The sequence below is a fragment of the Rhodovarius sp. genome, from assembly GCF_040399605.1.
Classification (GTDB): domain Bacteria; phylum Pseudomonadota; class Alphaproteobacteria; order Acetobacterales; family Acetobacteraceae; genus Rhodovarius; species Rhodovarius crocodyli_A.
Window position 1 is genome coordinate 1 of the sequence record NZ_JBBARU010000014.1, and the last position, 14,367, is coordinate 14,367.

Genomic DNA, 14,367 nt, shown 5'->3' on the forward strand with positions numbered 1-14,367 from the left:
ATCATCTATACGCCAGGTTGAAGGAGCTTCCGATGCAAACCGCCATCGCTGCCAAGCCGCGCCCGAAGATTGACAATGTCTCCAGGGGTTTTTGGGACAATGCCCGTGCCGGCAAGCTCTCCATCCAGGCCTGCCGGGCCTGTGGCCATTCGCATTTTCCCGGCTCCCCGGTCTGCCCCAAATGCCTCTCTGAGGATCAGGTCTGGGCAGAGGTTTCCGGCAAGGGCAAGCTGCTCTCCTGGGTGCGCTTCCACCGCGCCTATTGGGACAGTTTTCGTGACGACCTGCCTTATATCGTCTGCCTCGTCGGCCTCGATGAGGGGCCGCTGCTGGTGAGCAACCTCGTGGGAGTTGAGCCCGAGCAGATCACCATCGGCGCCGCCGTCGAGGTGGTGTTCGAGAAGGTGGATGATGAATTGACGCTGCCTAAATTCCGCATCTGCGACTGACAGGCCCAAGCAAGGCGCGGGACAGCGCCGGGGCTACAAAGGGAGAAGATCAATGAAGCGCTTCATTCTGATGGTGGCCCTGTTGCTGGGCCTGGCCGTGCCGGGGATTGCCATCGCGCAGGACCGTGCGACGACGCTGCGCGTGGTGGTGCATGCCAATCTGCAGATTCTTGATCCGGTCTGGACCACCGCCTTCATCACCAATCGCCACGCCTATCTGATCTACGACACACTCTACGCCATGAATTCGCGCTTCGAGCCGTTGCCGCAAATGGCCGAGGGGCACGAGGTGCTGGAGAATGGCCTCGTCTATCGGATCAAACTCCGCGAAGGACTTCGCTTCCATGATGGCTCGCCGGTGCGGGCGGCAGATGCCGTGGCCTCGCTGCGGCGCTGGATGGCGCGCGACGCGATGGGCCAGCGCTTGGGCTCGGTGACGAGCGCCATCGAAGCCACCGACGAGCGGACCTTTGAAATCCGCCTGCGTGAGCGCTGGGGCCTCGTGATCGAAACCCTGGCCAAAGCCTCCACCCCCGCCTTCATCATGCCTGAGCGCATTGCGATGACGCCGCCCAATACGCAGGTGACGGAGACGATCGGTTCGGGTCCCTTCATCTTCGTGCGCGATGAGTGGCGGCCAGGCAACCGCGTGGTCTATCGCCGCAACCCCGATTACGTGCCGCGGGCCGAGCCGGCCGATTATATGTCCGGCGGCAAGCGGCCGCTGATGGAGCGCATCGAGTGGCTCTATATCCCCGACCAGAACACCGCGCTGGCGGCGCTGAATGCGGGTGAGATCGACTATTACGAGGCGCCGCCGCTGGATTTCATCGCCAGCATGGAGCGCAACCGCAATATCCGCATCGTCAGTATCGATACGCTCGGCACCCAGGGGCTGATCCGGCCGAACCACCTCTTCCCGCCCTTCAATGACCCGCGGGCGCGCCAGGCGCTGGCGCATCTGGTGCGGCAGGAAGACTATATGCGGGTGGTCGTGGGCAATCCGCGCCTCTATCAGAATTTCTGCGGCGCCTTCTTCCAGTGCGGGTCGGGCAATGACACCGCCGTGGGCAGCGAGGCTTTCATGCGGCCCAATATCGACCGCGCGCGGGAATTGCTGCGCGAGGCCGGCTATAATGGCGAGCGCATCGTGGTGATGCAGCCCACCGACCGGGCGCAGTACAATGCCGCCACCATGGTGCTGGTGCAGAGCCTGCGCCGGGCGGGCGTGAATGTGGATGTCCAGGCGATGGATTGGAGCACGCTGCTCTCGCGCCGGGCCAGCCGCAACCCGCCGGAGCAGGGCGGCTATCACCTCTTCATCACCACCCATGGCGGGCCGGATACCGCAGCACCGGTCTCAAACATCTGGTTCAACTCGCGCTGCGAGCGGGCCAATCCCGGCTGGGCCTGCGACATGGAACTCGACGCCATGGTGGCGGATTGGGCGCGTGAGAGTGACCCTGCCGCCCGGCGTCCCATCCTGGAGCGCATCCACCGCCGTGCTTGGGAATCGCTGCCCTATATCCCTTATGGCCAATACACCCAGCCCATTGCGGTGCGGGCGAATGTCCAGGGGATCGTCGCGGCAGGCATGCCGGTCTACTGGAACATCGAGAAGCGCTGAACGATCATGTGGTCCTATGTCACGCGCCGGATTTTGGCGACCATTCCGGTCCTCGGCGTGGTGGCCATTGTCGTCTTCCTGCTGCTGCGGCTGAGCCCGGGTGACCCGGCCGCGATCATCGCTGGCGACAATGCCTCGCTGGAAGATATCGCGATGATCCGCGAGCAATTGGGCCTTGATAGGCCATTGCTGCAGCAATTTATCCTCTGGGCGATGCAGTTGCTGGGCGGCGACCTTGGCAATTCAATCTATCTGAGCCGCCCGGTGCTGGGGCTGATCGTGGAGCGGGTTGAACCCACTGTGGCTCTGGCGTTGACGACCATGGTCTTCGCCATGCTGCTGGCCATTCCCATGGGCGTGCTGGCGGCGTGGCGGGCGGGCTCATGGGTGGATCAGACCATTATGGCGCTGTCGGTGCTGGCTTTCTCGGTGCCGGTGTTTCTCATCGGCTATGGCCTGGTGATCGGGCTGTCGCTCGAACTTGAGTGGTTGCCAGTGCAAGGCTTTGTCAGCTTCGCTGAGGACCCCATGCGCTTCGCGTCGCATCTGGTGCTGCCGACGATCACGCTGGGACTGGTCTATATGGCGCTGCTGGCCCGCATCACCCGCGCGACAATGCTGGAAACACTCAATGAGGATTTCATCCGCACCGCCCGCGCCAAGGGGCTGGCGGAGCCGCGGGTGCTGCTGCTGCACGCACTCAAAAGCGCCGCCGTGCCGATTGTCACGACGATAGGCACCGGCCTCGCATTGCTGATTGGCGGCGTTGTCGTCACCGAAAGTGTCTTCGCCATTCCAGGCATTGGCCGGCTAACGATCGAGGCCGTGCTGCAGCGCGATTATCCCATCATCCAGGGCGTCATCTTGGTGATCGCCACCGTCTATGTGCTGGTCAATCTGGCGATTGACCTCGCCTATCCGCTGCTCGACCCGAGGATTAGGTTCTGATGAGCGCGACTCTCACCGCGGCCCCGCCGCGCAAGCCTGTGGGCCTGTTGCGGCGCATGCGGCGCTATCCACTGCCCAGCTTCGGCGCGCTCATGCTGATCGCCCTGGTGGCGACGGCGCTGGCCGCGCCATGGATCACCACGCATGACCCATTCGAGATGAATGTGGTCGACCGGCTGCAGCCGCCCAACGAGGAATACTGGTTCGGCACTGATGCCTATGGGCGCGACCTGTTCAGCCGCACCCTGCATGGTGGGCGGGTGTCGCTCGCCATCGGCATAGCCGTGGCCGTTGCGAGCACGCTGATCGGCCTGCTCATCGGTGTGGTGGCCGGCTATTTCCGCCTGGCCGATGCCATACTGATGCGGGTGATGGACGGGCTGATGGCCATTCCCGGCATTTTGCTCGCCATCGCGCTCATGTCGCTCACCCGGGCCAGCGTCGGGGTGGTTATTGTCGCCATCACCATCCCGGAAATTCCACGCGTGGTGCGCCTGGTGCGCGCGGTGGTGCTGACGGTGCGTGAGCAGGTCTATATCGAGGCAGCAACGGCCATCGGCACCCGTTTTCCCCGCCTCATGCTCAAGCATATCCTGCCCAATACCCTGGCGCCGCTGACCGTGCAGGCGACCTATATCGCCGCCTCCGCCGTGCTGGTGGAATCCTATTTGAGTTTCCTGGGTGTCGGCACGCCGCCGGAGGTGCCGAGCTGGGGGAACATCATCGCCGAGGGGCGGCTTTATGTGCAGATCGCCTTCTGGAACATCCTCTTCCCCAGCGTCTTCCTGGCGCTGATGGTGCTCTCCATCAATATCCTCGGCGATGGCCTGCGCGATATGCTGGACCCGCGCCTGGCGCGGCGGTTGTGATGGCGGAGGTGGTTCTCGCCGTTGAGGGGCTGCGCACCGAATTCGCCACCGGCGAGGGCGCGCCCATTGTCGCGGTGGATGATCTCTCCTTCACCGTGCGCCGTGGCGAGACGCTGTGCATCGTGGGCGAATCCGGTTGCGGCAAGAGCCTCACCGCGCTGTCCATCCTGCGGCTGCTGCCGCGCCCCTATGGGCGGATCGGCGCCGGCCGGGTGCTGCTCGATAATCAGGACCTGGCGCGGATCAGCGATGCGGAAATGCGCGGTATTCGCGGCCGCGCGATCTCGATGATTTTCCAGGAGCCCATGAGCAGCCTGAACCCGGTGCTGACCATTGGCCGGCAAATCGCCGAGACGGTGATGGTGCATGAGGGGCTCGCCTGGGATGACTGCATGGCGCGCGCGCTGGAGATGCTGCGCCAGGTGCGCATTCCGGAGCCCGAGCGCCGCCTGCATGAATACCCTCACCAACTCTCCGGCGGCATGCGGCAGCGGATCATGATCGCCATGGCCCTCGCCTGCCGCCCCCGCCTGCTGCTGGCCGATGAGCCGACCACCGCACTCGATGTGACCATCCAGGCGCAGATTCTCGACCTGATCCGGGAGTTACAGGAGCAGACAGGCACGGCGGTGATTCTGATCACCCATGACCTGGGCGTGGTGGCGGAAATGGCCGAGCGCGTGCTCGTTATGTATGCCGGCCATAAGGTGGAGGAAGGCAGCGTCGAGGAGATTTTCGACGCGCCAACCCATCCCTATACCCGCGGCCTGATGGCGGCCATGCCGCATTTGAGCGGGGGGCAGGGGCATCGGGGCCGGCTGAACGAAATTGCCGGCGTGGTGCCGGCGCTCAATGCCCGCCCGGCCCGCTGTGCCTTTGCGCCGCGCTGTGATCTCGCCACCGATCAATGCCGCATCACCGCGCCGCCCATTGTCAGCGTGGGTGGCACCCATTCGGTGGCCTGCTGGGTGACCGCTAGCCAGGAGGCAGGGGTATGACACCGGTCCTGCAGGTGGAAGGCCTGGTCAAGCATTACGGCATTCGTGGTGGCCTCTTTGGGCGCACCATAGGCCATGTGCGTGCGGTGGATGGCGTCAGCTTCAGCATTGCTCCGGGCGAAACTTTGGGCCTGGTGGGCGAAAGCGGATGCGGCAAATCCACCGTGGGCAAATCCGTGCTGCGCCTGGTGGAGCCCAGCGCCGGGCAGATCATCCTGGAGGGTGAGGACATTACGGCGCTCGACCGCGTCGGGATGATCGCCAAGCGCCGGCGCATGCAGGTCATCTTCCAGGACCCATATTCTTCGCTCAATCCGCGCATGACCGCGGGGGATATCGTGCAGGAGCCCCTGATCAATTTCGCCATCGGCAGCCGGGCCGAGCAGCAGGAGCGCGTGGCCGCGCTCTTCGCGCGCGTTGGCCTGCGGCCGGACCAGCGGGGGAATTACCCGCATGAATTCTCCGGCGGCCAGCGCCAGCGCCTCGGCATCGCCCGTGCGCTGGCGCTGGGCCCCAGCATCATCATCGGCGATGAGCCGGTCTCCGCACTGGATGTCTCAGTGCAGGCGCAGGTCATCAATCTGATGGTCGATCTGCAGGAGGAGCTCAAACTCAGCTACCTCTTCGTCGCGCATGATCTGGGCGTGGTGGAGCATATCAGCCATCGCGTGGCGGTGATGTATCTGGGCAAGATCGTGGAGATTGCGCCGCGCCAATCGCTTTTCGAAGCACCGCGCCATCCTTATTCGGAGGCGCTGCTCGCGGCGGTTCCGGTCGCCCATCCACGGCTGCGGCGCAAGCGCGTGGTGCTCCGCGGCGATGTGCCCAGCCCAATCAATCCACCACCGGGTTGCCGCTTTCACACCCGCTGCCCGATTGCCGTGGCCCGGTGCCGCGAGGCTGAGCCGCCCTTGCTGGCGGACGCTTCCGGCCATGCCGTGGCCTGCCATCTTCGGGCCCCGGCGTGAGCATAGCGGCGCGGCCGAAGGTGCGGCTGGAGGAGGTGGCGCGGATGGCGGGGGTCTCCGCGGCCACCGTCTCCCGCGCGCTCAATACCCCAGGCCTCGTCAGCCCGGAATTGCGGGCCAGGGTGGACAATGCCGCCCGGACACTCGGTTATGTTGCGCATGGTGCGGCCCGTGCGCTGGCCTCGCGCCGCTCGCGCGTGCTGGGCGCTGTGGTCCCCACCCTCGCCAATACCATCTTCTCCGAGGCGATCAGCGCCTTCCAGCACCGGCTGGAGGCCGATGGCTACACCATGCTGCTGGCCACCTTCGAGTATGATGAGGCGGTCGAGTACCGCAATGTGCGCACCATGGTAGAGCGTGGTGTGGATGGCCTCATGCTGGTTGGCGTGTCGCATGGCAAGGCGCTTTATGATTTGCTGGCAGCATCCGGCACCCCCTTCGTGCAGACCTGGGCGCCGCCCAAAGCCAGCCCATACCCCACCATCGGCTACGACAATGCGGCGCTGGCCCGGATTGTGGTGGACCATTTGGTCGGGCTGGGGCATCGCGATATTGGCGTGATCGCCGGATTGACGGGGCATAATGACCGGGTGCGCGCGCGCATCGCCGGCATCAGGGCCGCGATGCGCCGCCATCGCCTTCCGCTGCCGGCGGAGCGGGTTGTCTATACCAGCTACCGGATCGATGCGGTGCGCGCCGCCTTCCGTGAGATGCAACAGCGCGGCCCCATGCCCACGGCGCTGGCGGCCAATAATGATATCGTGGCGCTGGGCCTGCTGCTTGAGGCGCAGGCGCAGGGCATTCGCGTGCCACGGCAACTCTCCATTGTCGGTGTCGGCGATCTGGAGATGGCCGGGCATCTCCATCCACCGCTCACCACCATCCGCACACCCAAGCGCAGCATTGGCACCCTGGCCGCCGAATACCTGCTGGCCCGTGTTGGTGATCGCCCGATTGGCCTGCCGGCTGAACTCCCATTGGAACTCGTGGTGCGCGGCACCACCGCGCCACCCCACCGCAAGGACTAGACCGAATGACCAATCCTCAGACCACCGGCCCGCTGCCCCGCCAGGATGCGGCTCACCTGCCCGGCATGCTCGCCGGGATTCGGGTCATCGAGGTGGCGGATGAGACGGGCGAATATGTCGGCCTCACTTTGGCCGGGTTGGGTGCGGATGTGGTCAAGGTCGAGGCGCCGTCAGGCTCGCCCACGCGGCATATCGGGCCCTTCCTCAATGATGAGCCAGGGGACGAGCGCTCGCTGCATTTCTGGAACTACAATCGCGGCAAGCGCTCGGTGATGCTGGATTTGCAGACGCCGTCTGGCATCGCGGATTTCCGCAGGCTGCTCGCCTCGGCCGATATCCTGCTCGATGCCAGCAGCGGCGCCGTGGCGCGCGCCTTGGGTGTGGAGCCCGGTGCCATCGCCGGGGTCTTTCCCGGCCTGATCACCACCCGCATCACGCCTTTCGGCGATGTGGGGCCATGGAAGGACCACAAGGCGTCGGATCTGGTGCATCTCGCGCTTGGCGGCATCATGATGAATTGCGGCTATGACCCTGATCCGGCGCGGCATTACGATATGCCACCCATCGCGCCGCAGCTCTGGCACGCCTATCACATCGCCGGCGATCAGGCGGTGGTCGGCATCATCGCCGCCCTGACGCACCGCCTGCACACCAGCGAAGGCCAGGATATCAGCGTCGCCATCCATGACGCCGTGTCGAAGAACACCGAGCTTGATGTGATGTCCTGGGTGATGCGGCACGCGCCGCTCTATCGGCAGACCTGCCGCCACGCGATCGAGAACCCCACCCATGTGCCCTCCATTGGCCATACCAAGGATGGCCGCTGGTATATCGCCACCGGCGTCTCGGTGCGTGACCAGACGAATCTCGTGCCCTTCCTAGCCAAATACGGGATGCAGGCTGATCTGGCCTTGCCGAGTGCGGAGGCGGATACCAAGGCGCGCAACGTCCCCGGCTCGGGCGCCAATGACGAGAGCAAGGCGCATGTTCTGGAAATCGTCCAGCGCTTCATCCGCGCCCATCGCTATGACAGCATGCCCTGGCGTGAGGCGCAGGATGCCGGGCTGCTCTGGGCGCCGCTGCGCAAGCCGCAGGAAAATGTGGCGGATGTGCATTGGCAAACCCGCGGCACCTTCGCCGAGGTAGAGCACCCCGAGCATGGCCGCAGCTTCCATTATCCGGTGAGCCGCTGGCTCTCGACCGGAACGAGTTGGCAGGCCGGCCGCCGTGCGCCCCTGTTGGGCGAGGATACAACCGCCGTGATGGGTGCGCTGGAACCCCGCCCAAGGCTGACCCAGCCGGCCAGGCCGCGCGCCGCCGCACCCGCCCGGCTTTCCCCCCTGAACAAGCCGTTTCCATTGCAGGGCGTGCGGATCTTTGATTTCTCCTGGTTCCTCGCCTCGGCCGGGGGAACCCGCTTTGCCGCAGCGCTGGGCGCCGAGGTCATCAAGGTGGAGTGGAAGGACAATCCTGATACCCGCCTTGCCGCCATGTCGCCGGTGGGCGGGCGTGCGGCCCGCAGGGCGGCAACCGGCCCGCTCAAGGGCGTGACCGATGCCGATATGGGCGGGCAGTTCAACAACAAGAACTCCGGCAAGAGCGGCATGTCGCTCAATATCCGCCACCCCAAGGGGCTGGAGATCGCGCGGCGGCTGATCGCGCAATCCGATGTGGTGGCCGAGGGCTTCTCGCCTGGTGTGCTGCAACGCCTGGGCCTGGGCTATGATGTGCTGAAATCGCTGCGGCCGGACATTATTTACATTCAGCAATCGGGCATGGGCGGCGTGGGCAGTTATGGGCGTTTCCGCACCATTGGCCCTGTTGCCGCGGCATTCGCCGGCACTTCCGAAATGTCGGGCATGCCCGAGCCGGCTATGCCGGCCGGTTGGGGCTATTCCTTCCTTGATTGGATTGGCGCCTATAGTTTTGCCACCGGTATTATGGGTGCGCTGTTCCATCGCGACCGCACCGGGCAGGGGCAATGGATCGATTCCTCACAATGCGAGTCCGGGATTTTTCTCGGCGGCGTTCCGGTACTCGACTGGTCTGCCAATGGGCGCGTCTGGTCGCGCATCGGCAACCGTTCACCCTATAAGCCGGCCGCGCCGCATGGCGCATATCGTTGCGCCGGCACTGATCGCTGGATTGCCATCGCCGTCTTTAATGACGCCGAGTGGCAGGCGCTGGCCCGGGTGGCGCAGCGGCCAGGCTGGCTGAGCGACCCGCGCTTTGCCACCCTGCAAAGCCGCCTCCTGCACCACGATGCCCTGGATGCGGCAGTGACCGAATGGACCCAGGGCCAGGATGCCTATGCCTGCATGGATGCCTTGCAGAAGGCGGGCGTTGCGGCCGGCGTCTGCCAAAATGCCGAAGACCGGGTTGAGCATGACCCACAACTCGCCGCGCTCAACTGGTTCACCGAAGTGACAGGCACGAAGATCGGCCAATGGCCTGTCACCGAATTGCCGATGAAGCTCTCCGCCACCCCGCCCTATAGCGGCGGCATCATTGATCGCGGCGCGCCGGGCTATGGCGAGGATAATGCCCGCATCCTAGGCGAGATGCTGGGCTATTCCGCCGCCGAGGTCGCCACCCTGGCCGCTGAAGGCGTGATCTGACATGGCCGATGGCGCGCCCGGCCCGCAGGATGTGGTGTTCATCGGCGATATCCACCGCCAATGGCACCATATCATGCGCGGCCTGGCGCAATTGCCGCGGCTGCCGCATGCGGCCGTGCTGCTGGGCGATATCGAATGTGACCGCCCGCTGGATGAGGTGGCGGCACCGCTGCTCGATGCCGGCATTGCCGTGCACTGGATTTGCGGCAATCACGATTATGATGGCGGCCCCGAGATGTGGGCCAATCTGAGCGAGCCGGCGCGCAACCCGCGCACCCATGCCGGCCGGCTGAATGGCTGCGTGCGCGAGATTGGCGGGCTGCGTATCGCCGGCCTGAGTGGCACCTTTCGCCGCCGGGTGTGGGAGCCGCCGCTTCCGCGCCGGCTGCATTCCCGCGATGAATTGGCCGATGACGTGGCCACCCTGGGCGATGATTGGACCCAGGCGCAGCGCGAGGCGATGGCCCATGCCCTCGCCGCCATGGCAATCTGGCCCGAGGATTACGATGCCCTGGCGGGGCTGCGTGCCGATGTGCTGGTGGCGCATGAGGCGCCATCAAGCCACCCGCAGGGCGCCGCCATGCTCGATGATCTGGCCCGCATGATGGGCGCGCGCCTTGTCATCCATGGCCATCACCATGTCTGCTACCGCGCCCGCGCCGAGGATGGCCTGCATGTGCAGGGCGTGGGGGCCGGATGGGCCCTGGGCGTGGATGGCGCCCCCTGGTGGCCCGGTGAAGCAAATCGCTGGCTTGGGGCATTGCCACGGCCCTGGCAGCAAGCCTGAGGAACGGGGAAACACAGATGCGCATCACGGATTTACAGGACAAGGCGGTTCTCGTCACAGGGGCTTCCACCGGCATTGGCGCGGCGGTGGCGCGCGGCTTTGCGGCGCAGGGGGCGCGGGTTGCCATTCACTGCAATGCCAGCCGCGAGGCGGCCGAAGTGCTTGCTGCCGAGATCCAGGCCGCGGGCGGATCAGCCATTGTGCTGCAGGCCGATGTTCGCTCGGTCGAGGCTTGCACGACGCTGGTGCAGGATGCCCATGCCGCATTGGGCGGCCTGGATGTGCTGGTGAACAATGCCGGCGGCGTGGTGAAGCGCCACCCGCTGCGCGACATTGATGATGCGCTTTACGATGAGATCGTGAACCTCAATGCGCGCTCGGTCTTCGCCTGCTCGCGTGCCGCTATCCCGCTGATGGATGCGGCCGGTGGTGGCTGCATCATCTCCACCACCTCGCTCGCGGCACGCAATGGTGGCGGCAGCAAATCAACGCTTTATGCCGCCTCGAAGGCCTTTGTGTCGAACTTCACCCGCGGGCTGGCTAAGGAGGTGGCGCGGCATGGCATCAGGGTGAATGCCATAGCACCGGGCGTGATCGGCAAGCCCAATCAGGCCAAGACGCAGCCCGCGCATCAATTGGAGGCCTCGATCAAACTGACGCCCATGCGGCGCATCGGCACGGTTGACGAGTGTGTGGGCGCCTATCTCTTTCTGGCTTCCAGTGAGATGGCCGGCTTCATCACCGGGCAGATCATTGAGGTCAATGGCGGCCTGCAAATGCCCTGATGGCATGCGAGCGGATATCGCCTGCCTGCGCATCGCCATAGGTGATGCGCCCATCATCATCACGAGGACACGGCCATGAACCACAATCATCAACCGCTTTTCCGGCGCGCCATTCTTGGTGCCACGGGCCTGCTGCTGGCCAGCCCTGCACTGGCGCAGCGTGAATTCCCCTCCCGGCCCATTCGCCTCATTGTCCCATGGCTTGCGAGTGCCGCAGCCGATATCCAATTGCGCTCGCTGGCGCAGATCGCCACGCGCCATCTGGGCCAGCCTATCATCATCGAGAACCGAGCCGGCGCCAGCGGCATCCTCGGCGCGCAGCTTCTGGCCAGTGAGGCGCAGGGCGATGGCTATTTGCTGACGCAACTGCACAACTCGGCCCTGCGCGTACCCTTCATGATGCAGCGTCCGCCCTATGATGCGCTGCGCGATTTCAGCTTTGTCATCCGCCTCGTGGGCTATTCCTATGGTGTGGTGGTGCGCCCCGATTCACCTTGGCAGAGCTGGGCGCAATTCGTCGCTCACGTGAAGGCCAATCCCGGCAAGGTGAGCTTTGGCACGGCCGGCGTGGGCACCACCCAGCATGTTGCCATGGAGCAGGTGGCGCGCAGTGCGGGGCTGGATTGGGTGCATATTCCCTTCCGCGGCGGCGGCGATGATGTGCAGGCGCTGCTGGGCGGCAATCTCGATGCGGTGGCCTCCTCCAGCCTCTGGGCCGAGATGGTGCAAAATGGCCAATTGCGGCTGCTGGTCTCCTTCGGTGAGCAGCGCATTGCCCGCTTCCCCACCGTGCCCACCTTGCGCGAGTCCGGCATCGATGTAGCGCATACCTCGCCCTATGGGCTGGTGGCGCCCAAGGGGATGGACCCCGGCATCACCCGCATCCTGCATGATGCGCTGCATCGCGCGTTGCATGACCCGCAGCATCTGGCGCTGCTGGAGCGGATGGATATGCCACTGGCCTATCTCAACAGTGCGGATTACGCCGCCAGCCTGCCGGCCACGCTGGAGGAGCAGCGCCTGGTCGTGCGTGATCTTGGGTTGAGGATGTGAGGTTATGAGCAACGATATCAGGACACTTGCCGCAGGCCTGGGCTTTCCTGAGGGCCCAGTGGCCATGCGCGATGGCTCTGTCATCTTTGTTGAGCTGAATAGTGGGCGGGTGTCCCGGGTGGATGCCGCTGGCGGCTATAGCGTGCTCGGCCCGGCCGGGGGTGGCCCCAATGGCCTCGCCATGGGGCCCGATGGCTTGCTCTACCTCTGCAACAATGGCGGCAGCCATTATGAGCCCGGCCATTTCGCCGGCCAGGGCCCCTCGAAGGACTATAATGGCGGATCGATCGAGCGGGTGGACCCTGTGACCGGCGCCCGCACGGTGATCTATCATGATTGTGACGGCAACAAGCTGGCCGCGCCGAATGATATCGTCTTCGACCGCCACGGTGGCTTTTACTTCACCGATCTGGGCAAACGGCGCAAGCGCGATAGGGATCATGGCGGGCTGTATTATGCGCAGCCGGATGGCTCATCGATCAAAGAACTGGCCTACCCTATGCTCTCGCCCAATGGTGTTGGCCTCTCCCCCGATGAGCAGACACTCTATGTGGCCGATACCGAGACCGCACGGCTGTGGGCGTTTGATCTCGTGGCACCGGGCGTAATCCGCAAGGCCGGTTTTCCCTCACCGCATGGCGGGCGGAGCCTGGCCACTATGGGCGAGCTTTGCCGCTTCGATAGCCTGGCCGTGGAGGCTTCGGGCAATATTGCCGTCACAACGATGCTGACCGGTGCGATTACGGTCTTCGCCCCCGATGGGCGGGTGGTGCGATCGGTGGCCATGCCGGACACGCACCCGACCAATATCTGCTTTGGCGGGCCGGATATGCAAACGGCCTATATCACCCTCTCCCGCAAGGGCGAACTGGTGGCAATGCCGTGGCCGGAACCGGGGCTGCGCCTCAATTTTCAGGATTAATGGCGGGCGGGGAGAATTCCCCCACGCCCGGCAGCCTGGCCTGACTATACCGCCAGAGCAGCCACGCCGGGCAATTCCTTGCCCTCCAGCCATTCCAGGAAGGCGCCGCCGGCGGCGGAGACATAGGTCATCCGCTCGGCCACGCCGGCATGTTTGAGGGCAGAGACGGTATCGCCGCCGCCGCCAATGCTGGCCAGCTTCCCGGCCTCAGTCAGCCGCGCCACCTCTTGCGCCACCGCCACGGTGGCTGCGTCAAATGGCGCGATCTCGAAGGCACCGAAGGGCCCGTTCCACACCAGGGTGCGGCATTCCGCCAGCTTGGCCTTTACCGCCGCCACCGTCGCGGGGCCGACATCCAGCGCCATCATATCGGCGGGCGTGCCATCGGTCGGTACCACGCGGTGTTCCGCATGCGCCTTGAATTCAGCGGCGGCCACAAGATCCGTCGGCAGCAAAATGCTGCATCCACGCGCCGCTGCGCCGGCCATAATGTGCCGCGCCGTGTCGTGCATATCGGCCTCCTGCAGGCTCTTGCCCAGATTCATCCCCTGGGCGGCCAAAAACGTATTGGCCATGGCGCCGCCAATGACCAGCACATCCACCTTGGATGAAAGATTGCCCAGCAAATCCAGTTTGGTTGAGACCTTGGCGCCGCCGACGATGGCCATTACCGGCCGCGCGGGGTTGAGCAATGCGCGGTCGAGCGCCTCCAACTCGGCTTGCATGAGCCGGCCGGCATAGCTGGGCAGCAGCCGGGCCACGCCCTCGGTGCTGGCATGCGCACGGTGTGCGGCGGAGAAGGCGTCATTCACAAAGGCATCAGCCAGCCTTGCCAAGGCCGCCGACATCGCCGGGTCGTTCTTCTCCTCGCCCTTGTGGAAGCGGGTATTCTCCAGCAGCAGCACATCGCCATCTGCCATGGCGGCGATGGCGGCCTCGGCTTCGGGGCCGATGCAATCATCAGCGAAACCCACCGCGTGACCGAGCGTCTCGGCCAGGGCCACGGCCATGGGCTTGAGGCTCATCTCGGGCACGCGCACGCCCTTTGGCCGGTCGAAATGGCTGCACACGACCACGCGGGCGCCCTTTTGCGACAATTCTCGAATGGTGGGTGCGAGGCGCTCGATGCGGGTCATGTCGGTGATGCGGCCATCGCGCACCGGCAGGTTCAGGTCTGCGCGAAGCAGCACGCGCAGCCCCTGGGCATTGAGGTCATCAAGGGTGCGAAAGGGCATGGATGCTGGCTATCCTGCTACGGGCTCGAAGGACGAGACTTGGGAGAGATGATACCGCCGCTGGTAGCACTGGCGGCGGA

At 65.0% G+C, this 14,367-nt stretch carries 13 protein-coding genes; 12 read left to right on the plus strand and 1 reads right to left on the minus strand.

Annotation, left to right across the window (positions count from 1 at the left end; genetic code table 11):
* The first annotated feature begins 32 nt into the window (after positions 1–32).
* From ABWP84_RS06335 to ABWP84_RS06390, 12 genes are all read left to right on the plus strand, one after another.
* Positions 33–449, plus strand: coding sequence for a Zn-ribbon domain-containing OB-fold protein (locus ABWP84_RS06335; RefSeq protein ID WP_353211164.1), 417 nt, complete (start codon positions 33–35; stop codon positions 447–449).
* A gap of 52 nt (positions 450–501) precedes the next feature.
* Positions 502–2,076, plus strand: a complete 1,575-nt coding sequence (locus ABWP84_RS06340; protein ID WP_353211165.1) for an ABC transporter substrate-binding protein — start codon at positions 502–504, stop codon at positions 2,074–2,076.
* Between the two features lie 6 nt (positions 2,077–2,082).
* The gene (locus ABWP84_RS06345) at positions 2,083–3,024 is read left to right on the plus strand and encodes an ABC transporter permease (protein WP_353211166.1); all 942 of its coding nucleotides are present in this window, start codon (positions 2,083–2,085) and stop codon (positions 3,022–3,024) included.
* A complete protein-coding gene (locus ABWP84_RS06350; protein ID WP_353211167.1) occupies positions 3,024–3,893 on the plus strand; it encodes an ABC transporter permease in 870 nt (289 codons plus the stop codon). Before ABWP84_RS06345 ends, ABWP84_RS06350 begins: the two co-directional genes overlap by 1 nt.
* Positions 3,893–4,891 (plus strand): ABC transporter ATP-binding protein, encoded by a 999-nt coding sequence (locus tag ABWP84_RS06355; RefSeq protein ID WP_353211168.1) that lies wholly within the window; start codon positions 3,893–3,895, stop codon positions 4,889–4,891. Before ABWP84_RS06350 ends, ABWP84_RS06355 begins: the two co-directional genes overlap by 1 nt.
* The gene (locus ABWP84_RS06360; protein ID WP_353211169.1) at positions 4,888–5,859 is read left to right on the plus strand and encodes a dipeptide ABC transporter ATP-binding protein; all 972 of its coding nucleotides are present in this window, start codon (positions 4,888–4,890) and stop codon (positions 5,857–5,859) included. The genes ABWP84_RS06355 and ABWP84_RS06360 overlap by 4 nt, the downstream gene beginning before the upstream one ends.
* Positions 5,856–6,887 carry a LacI family DNA-binding transcriptional regulator gene (locus ABWP84_RS06365; protein WP_353211170.1) on the plus strand — a complete coding sequence of 344 codons (1,032 nt, stop codon included), beginning with the start codon at positions 5,856–5,858 and terminating at the stop codon, positions 6,885–6,887. Before ABWP84_RS06360 ends, ABWP84_RS06365 begins: the two co-directional genes overlap by 4 nt.
* A 5-nt stretch (positions 6,888–6,892) precedes the next feature.
* The gene (locus tag ABWP84_RS06370; protein ID WP_353211171.1) at positions 6,893–9,505 is read left to right on the plus strand and encodes a CoA transferase; all 2,613 of its coding nucleotides are present in this window, start codon (positions 6,893–6,895) and stop codon (positions 9,503–9,505) included.
* Position 9,506: 1 nt separating this feature from the next.
* Positions 9,507–10,292 (plus strand): metallophosphoesterase, encoded by a 786-nt coding sequence (locus tag ABWP84_RS06375; RefSeq protein WP_353211172.1) that lies wholly within the window; start codon positions 9,507–9,509, stop codon positions 10,290–10,292.
* Between the two features lie 17 nt (positions 10,293–10,309).
* Positions 10,310–11,077: an SDR family oxidoreductase gene (locus ABWP84_RS06380; RefSeq protein ID WP_353211173.1), complete on the plus strand. Its 768-nt coding sequence runs from the start codon at positions 10,310–10,312 to the stop codon at positions 11,075–11,077.
* Positions 11,078–11,152: 75 nt separating this feature from the next.
* On the plus strand, positions 11,153–12,130 hold the full coding sequence (locus tag ABWP84_RS06385; RefSeq protein WP_353211174.1) for a tripartite tricarboxylate transporter substrate binding protein: 978 nt from the start codon (positions 11,153–11,155) through the stop codon (positions 12,128–12,130).
* A 4-nt stretch (positions 12,131–12,134) separates the two neighbouring features.
* Positions 12,135–13,052, plus strand: a complete 918-nt coding sequence (locus ABWP84_RS06390; protein ID WP_353211175.1) for an SMP-30/gluconolactonase/LRE family protein — start codon at positions 12,135–12,137, stop codon at positions 13,050–13,052.
* A 44-nt stretch (positions 13,053–13,096) separates the two neighbouring features.
* Here ABWP84_RS06390 and ABWP84_RS06395 read toward each other — a convergent pair whose 3' ends face one another.
* Positions 13,097–14,287 (minus strand): phosphoglycerate kinase, encoded by a 1,191-nt coding sequence (locus tag ABWP84_RS06395; RefSeq protein WP_353211176.1) that lies wholly within the window; start codon positions 14,285–14,287, stop codon positions 13,097–13,099.
* Positions 14,288–14,367 lie beyond the last annotated feature (80 nt).

What these genes read in the sequence shown, in the direction of transcription:
- ABWP84_RS06335 (WP_353211164.1), top strand. Translation starts at nt 33, where the DNA reads ATGCAAACCGCCATCGCTGCCAAGCCGCGCCCGAAGATTGACAATGTC.
- ABWP84_RS06340 (WP_353211165.1), top strand. Translation starts at nt 502, where the DNA reads ATGAAGCGCTTCATTCTGATGGTGGCCCTGTTGCTGGGCCTGGCCGTG.
- ABWP84_RS06345 (WP_353211166.1), top strand. Translation starts at nt 2,083, where the DNA reads ATGTGGTCCTATGTCACGCGCCGGATTTTGGCGACCATTCCGGTCCTC.
- ABWP84_RS06350 (WP_353211167.1), top strand. Translation starts at nt 3,024, where the DNA reads ATGAGCGCGACTCTCACCGCGGCCCCGCCGCGCAAGCCTGTGGGCCTG.
- ABWP84_RS06355 (WP_353211168.1), top strand. Translation starts at nt 3,893, where the DNA reads ATGGCGGAGGTGGTTCTCGCCGTTGAGGGGCTGCGCACCGAATTCGCC.
- ABWP84_RS06360 (WP_353211169.1), top strand. Translation starts at nt 4,888, where the DNA reads ATGACACCGGTCCTGCAGGTGGAAGGCCTGGTCAAGCATTACGGCATT.
- ABWP84_RS06370 (WP_353211171.1), top strand. Translation starts at nt 6,893, where the DNA reads ATGACCAATCCTCAGACCACCGGCCCGCTGCCCCGCCAGGATGCGGCT.
- ABWP84_RS06375 (WP_353211172.1), top strand. Translation starts at nt 9,507, where the DNA reads ATGGCCGATGGCGCGCCCGGCCCGCAGGATGTGGTGTTCATCGGCGAT.
- ABWP84_RS06380 (WP_353211173.1), top strand. Translation starts at nt 10,310, where the DNA reads ATGCGCATCACGGATTTACAGGACAAGGCGGTTCTCGTCACAGGGGCT.
- ABWP84_RS06385 (WP_353211174.1), top strand. Translation starts at nt 11,153, where the DNA reads ATGAACCACAATCATCAACCGCTTTTCCGGCGCGCCATTCTTGGTGCC.
- ABWP84_RS06390 (WP_353211175.1), top strand. Translation starts at nt 12,135, where the DNA reads ATGAGCAACGATATCAGGACACTTGCCGCAGGCCTGGGCTTTCCTGAG.
- ABWP84_RS06395 (WP_353211176.1), bottom strand. Translation starts at nt 14,287, where the DNA reads ATGCCCTTTCGCACCCTTGATGACCTCAATGCCCAGGGGCTGCGCGTG.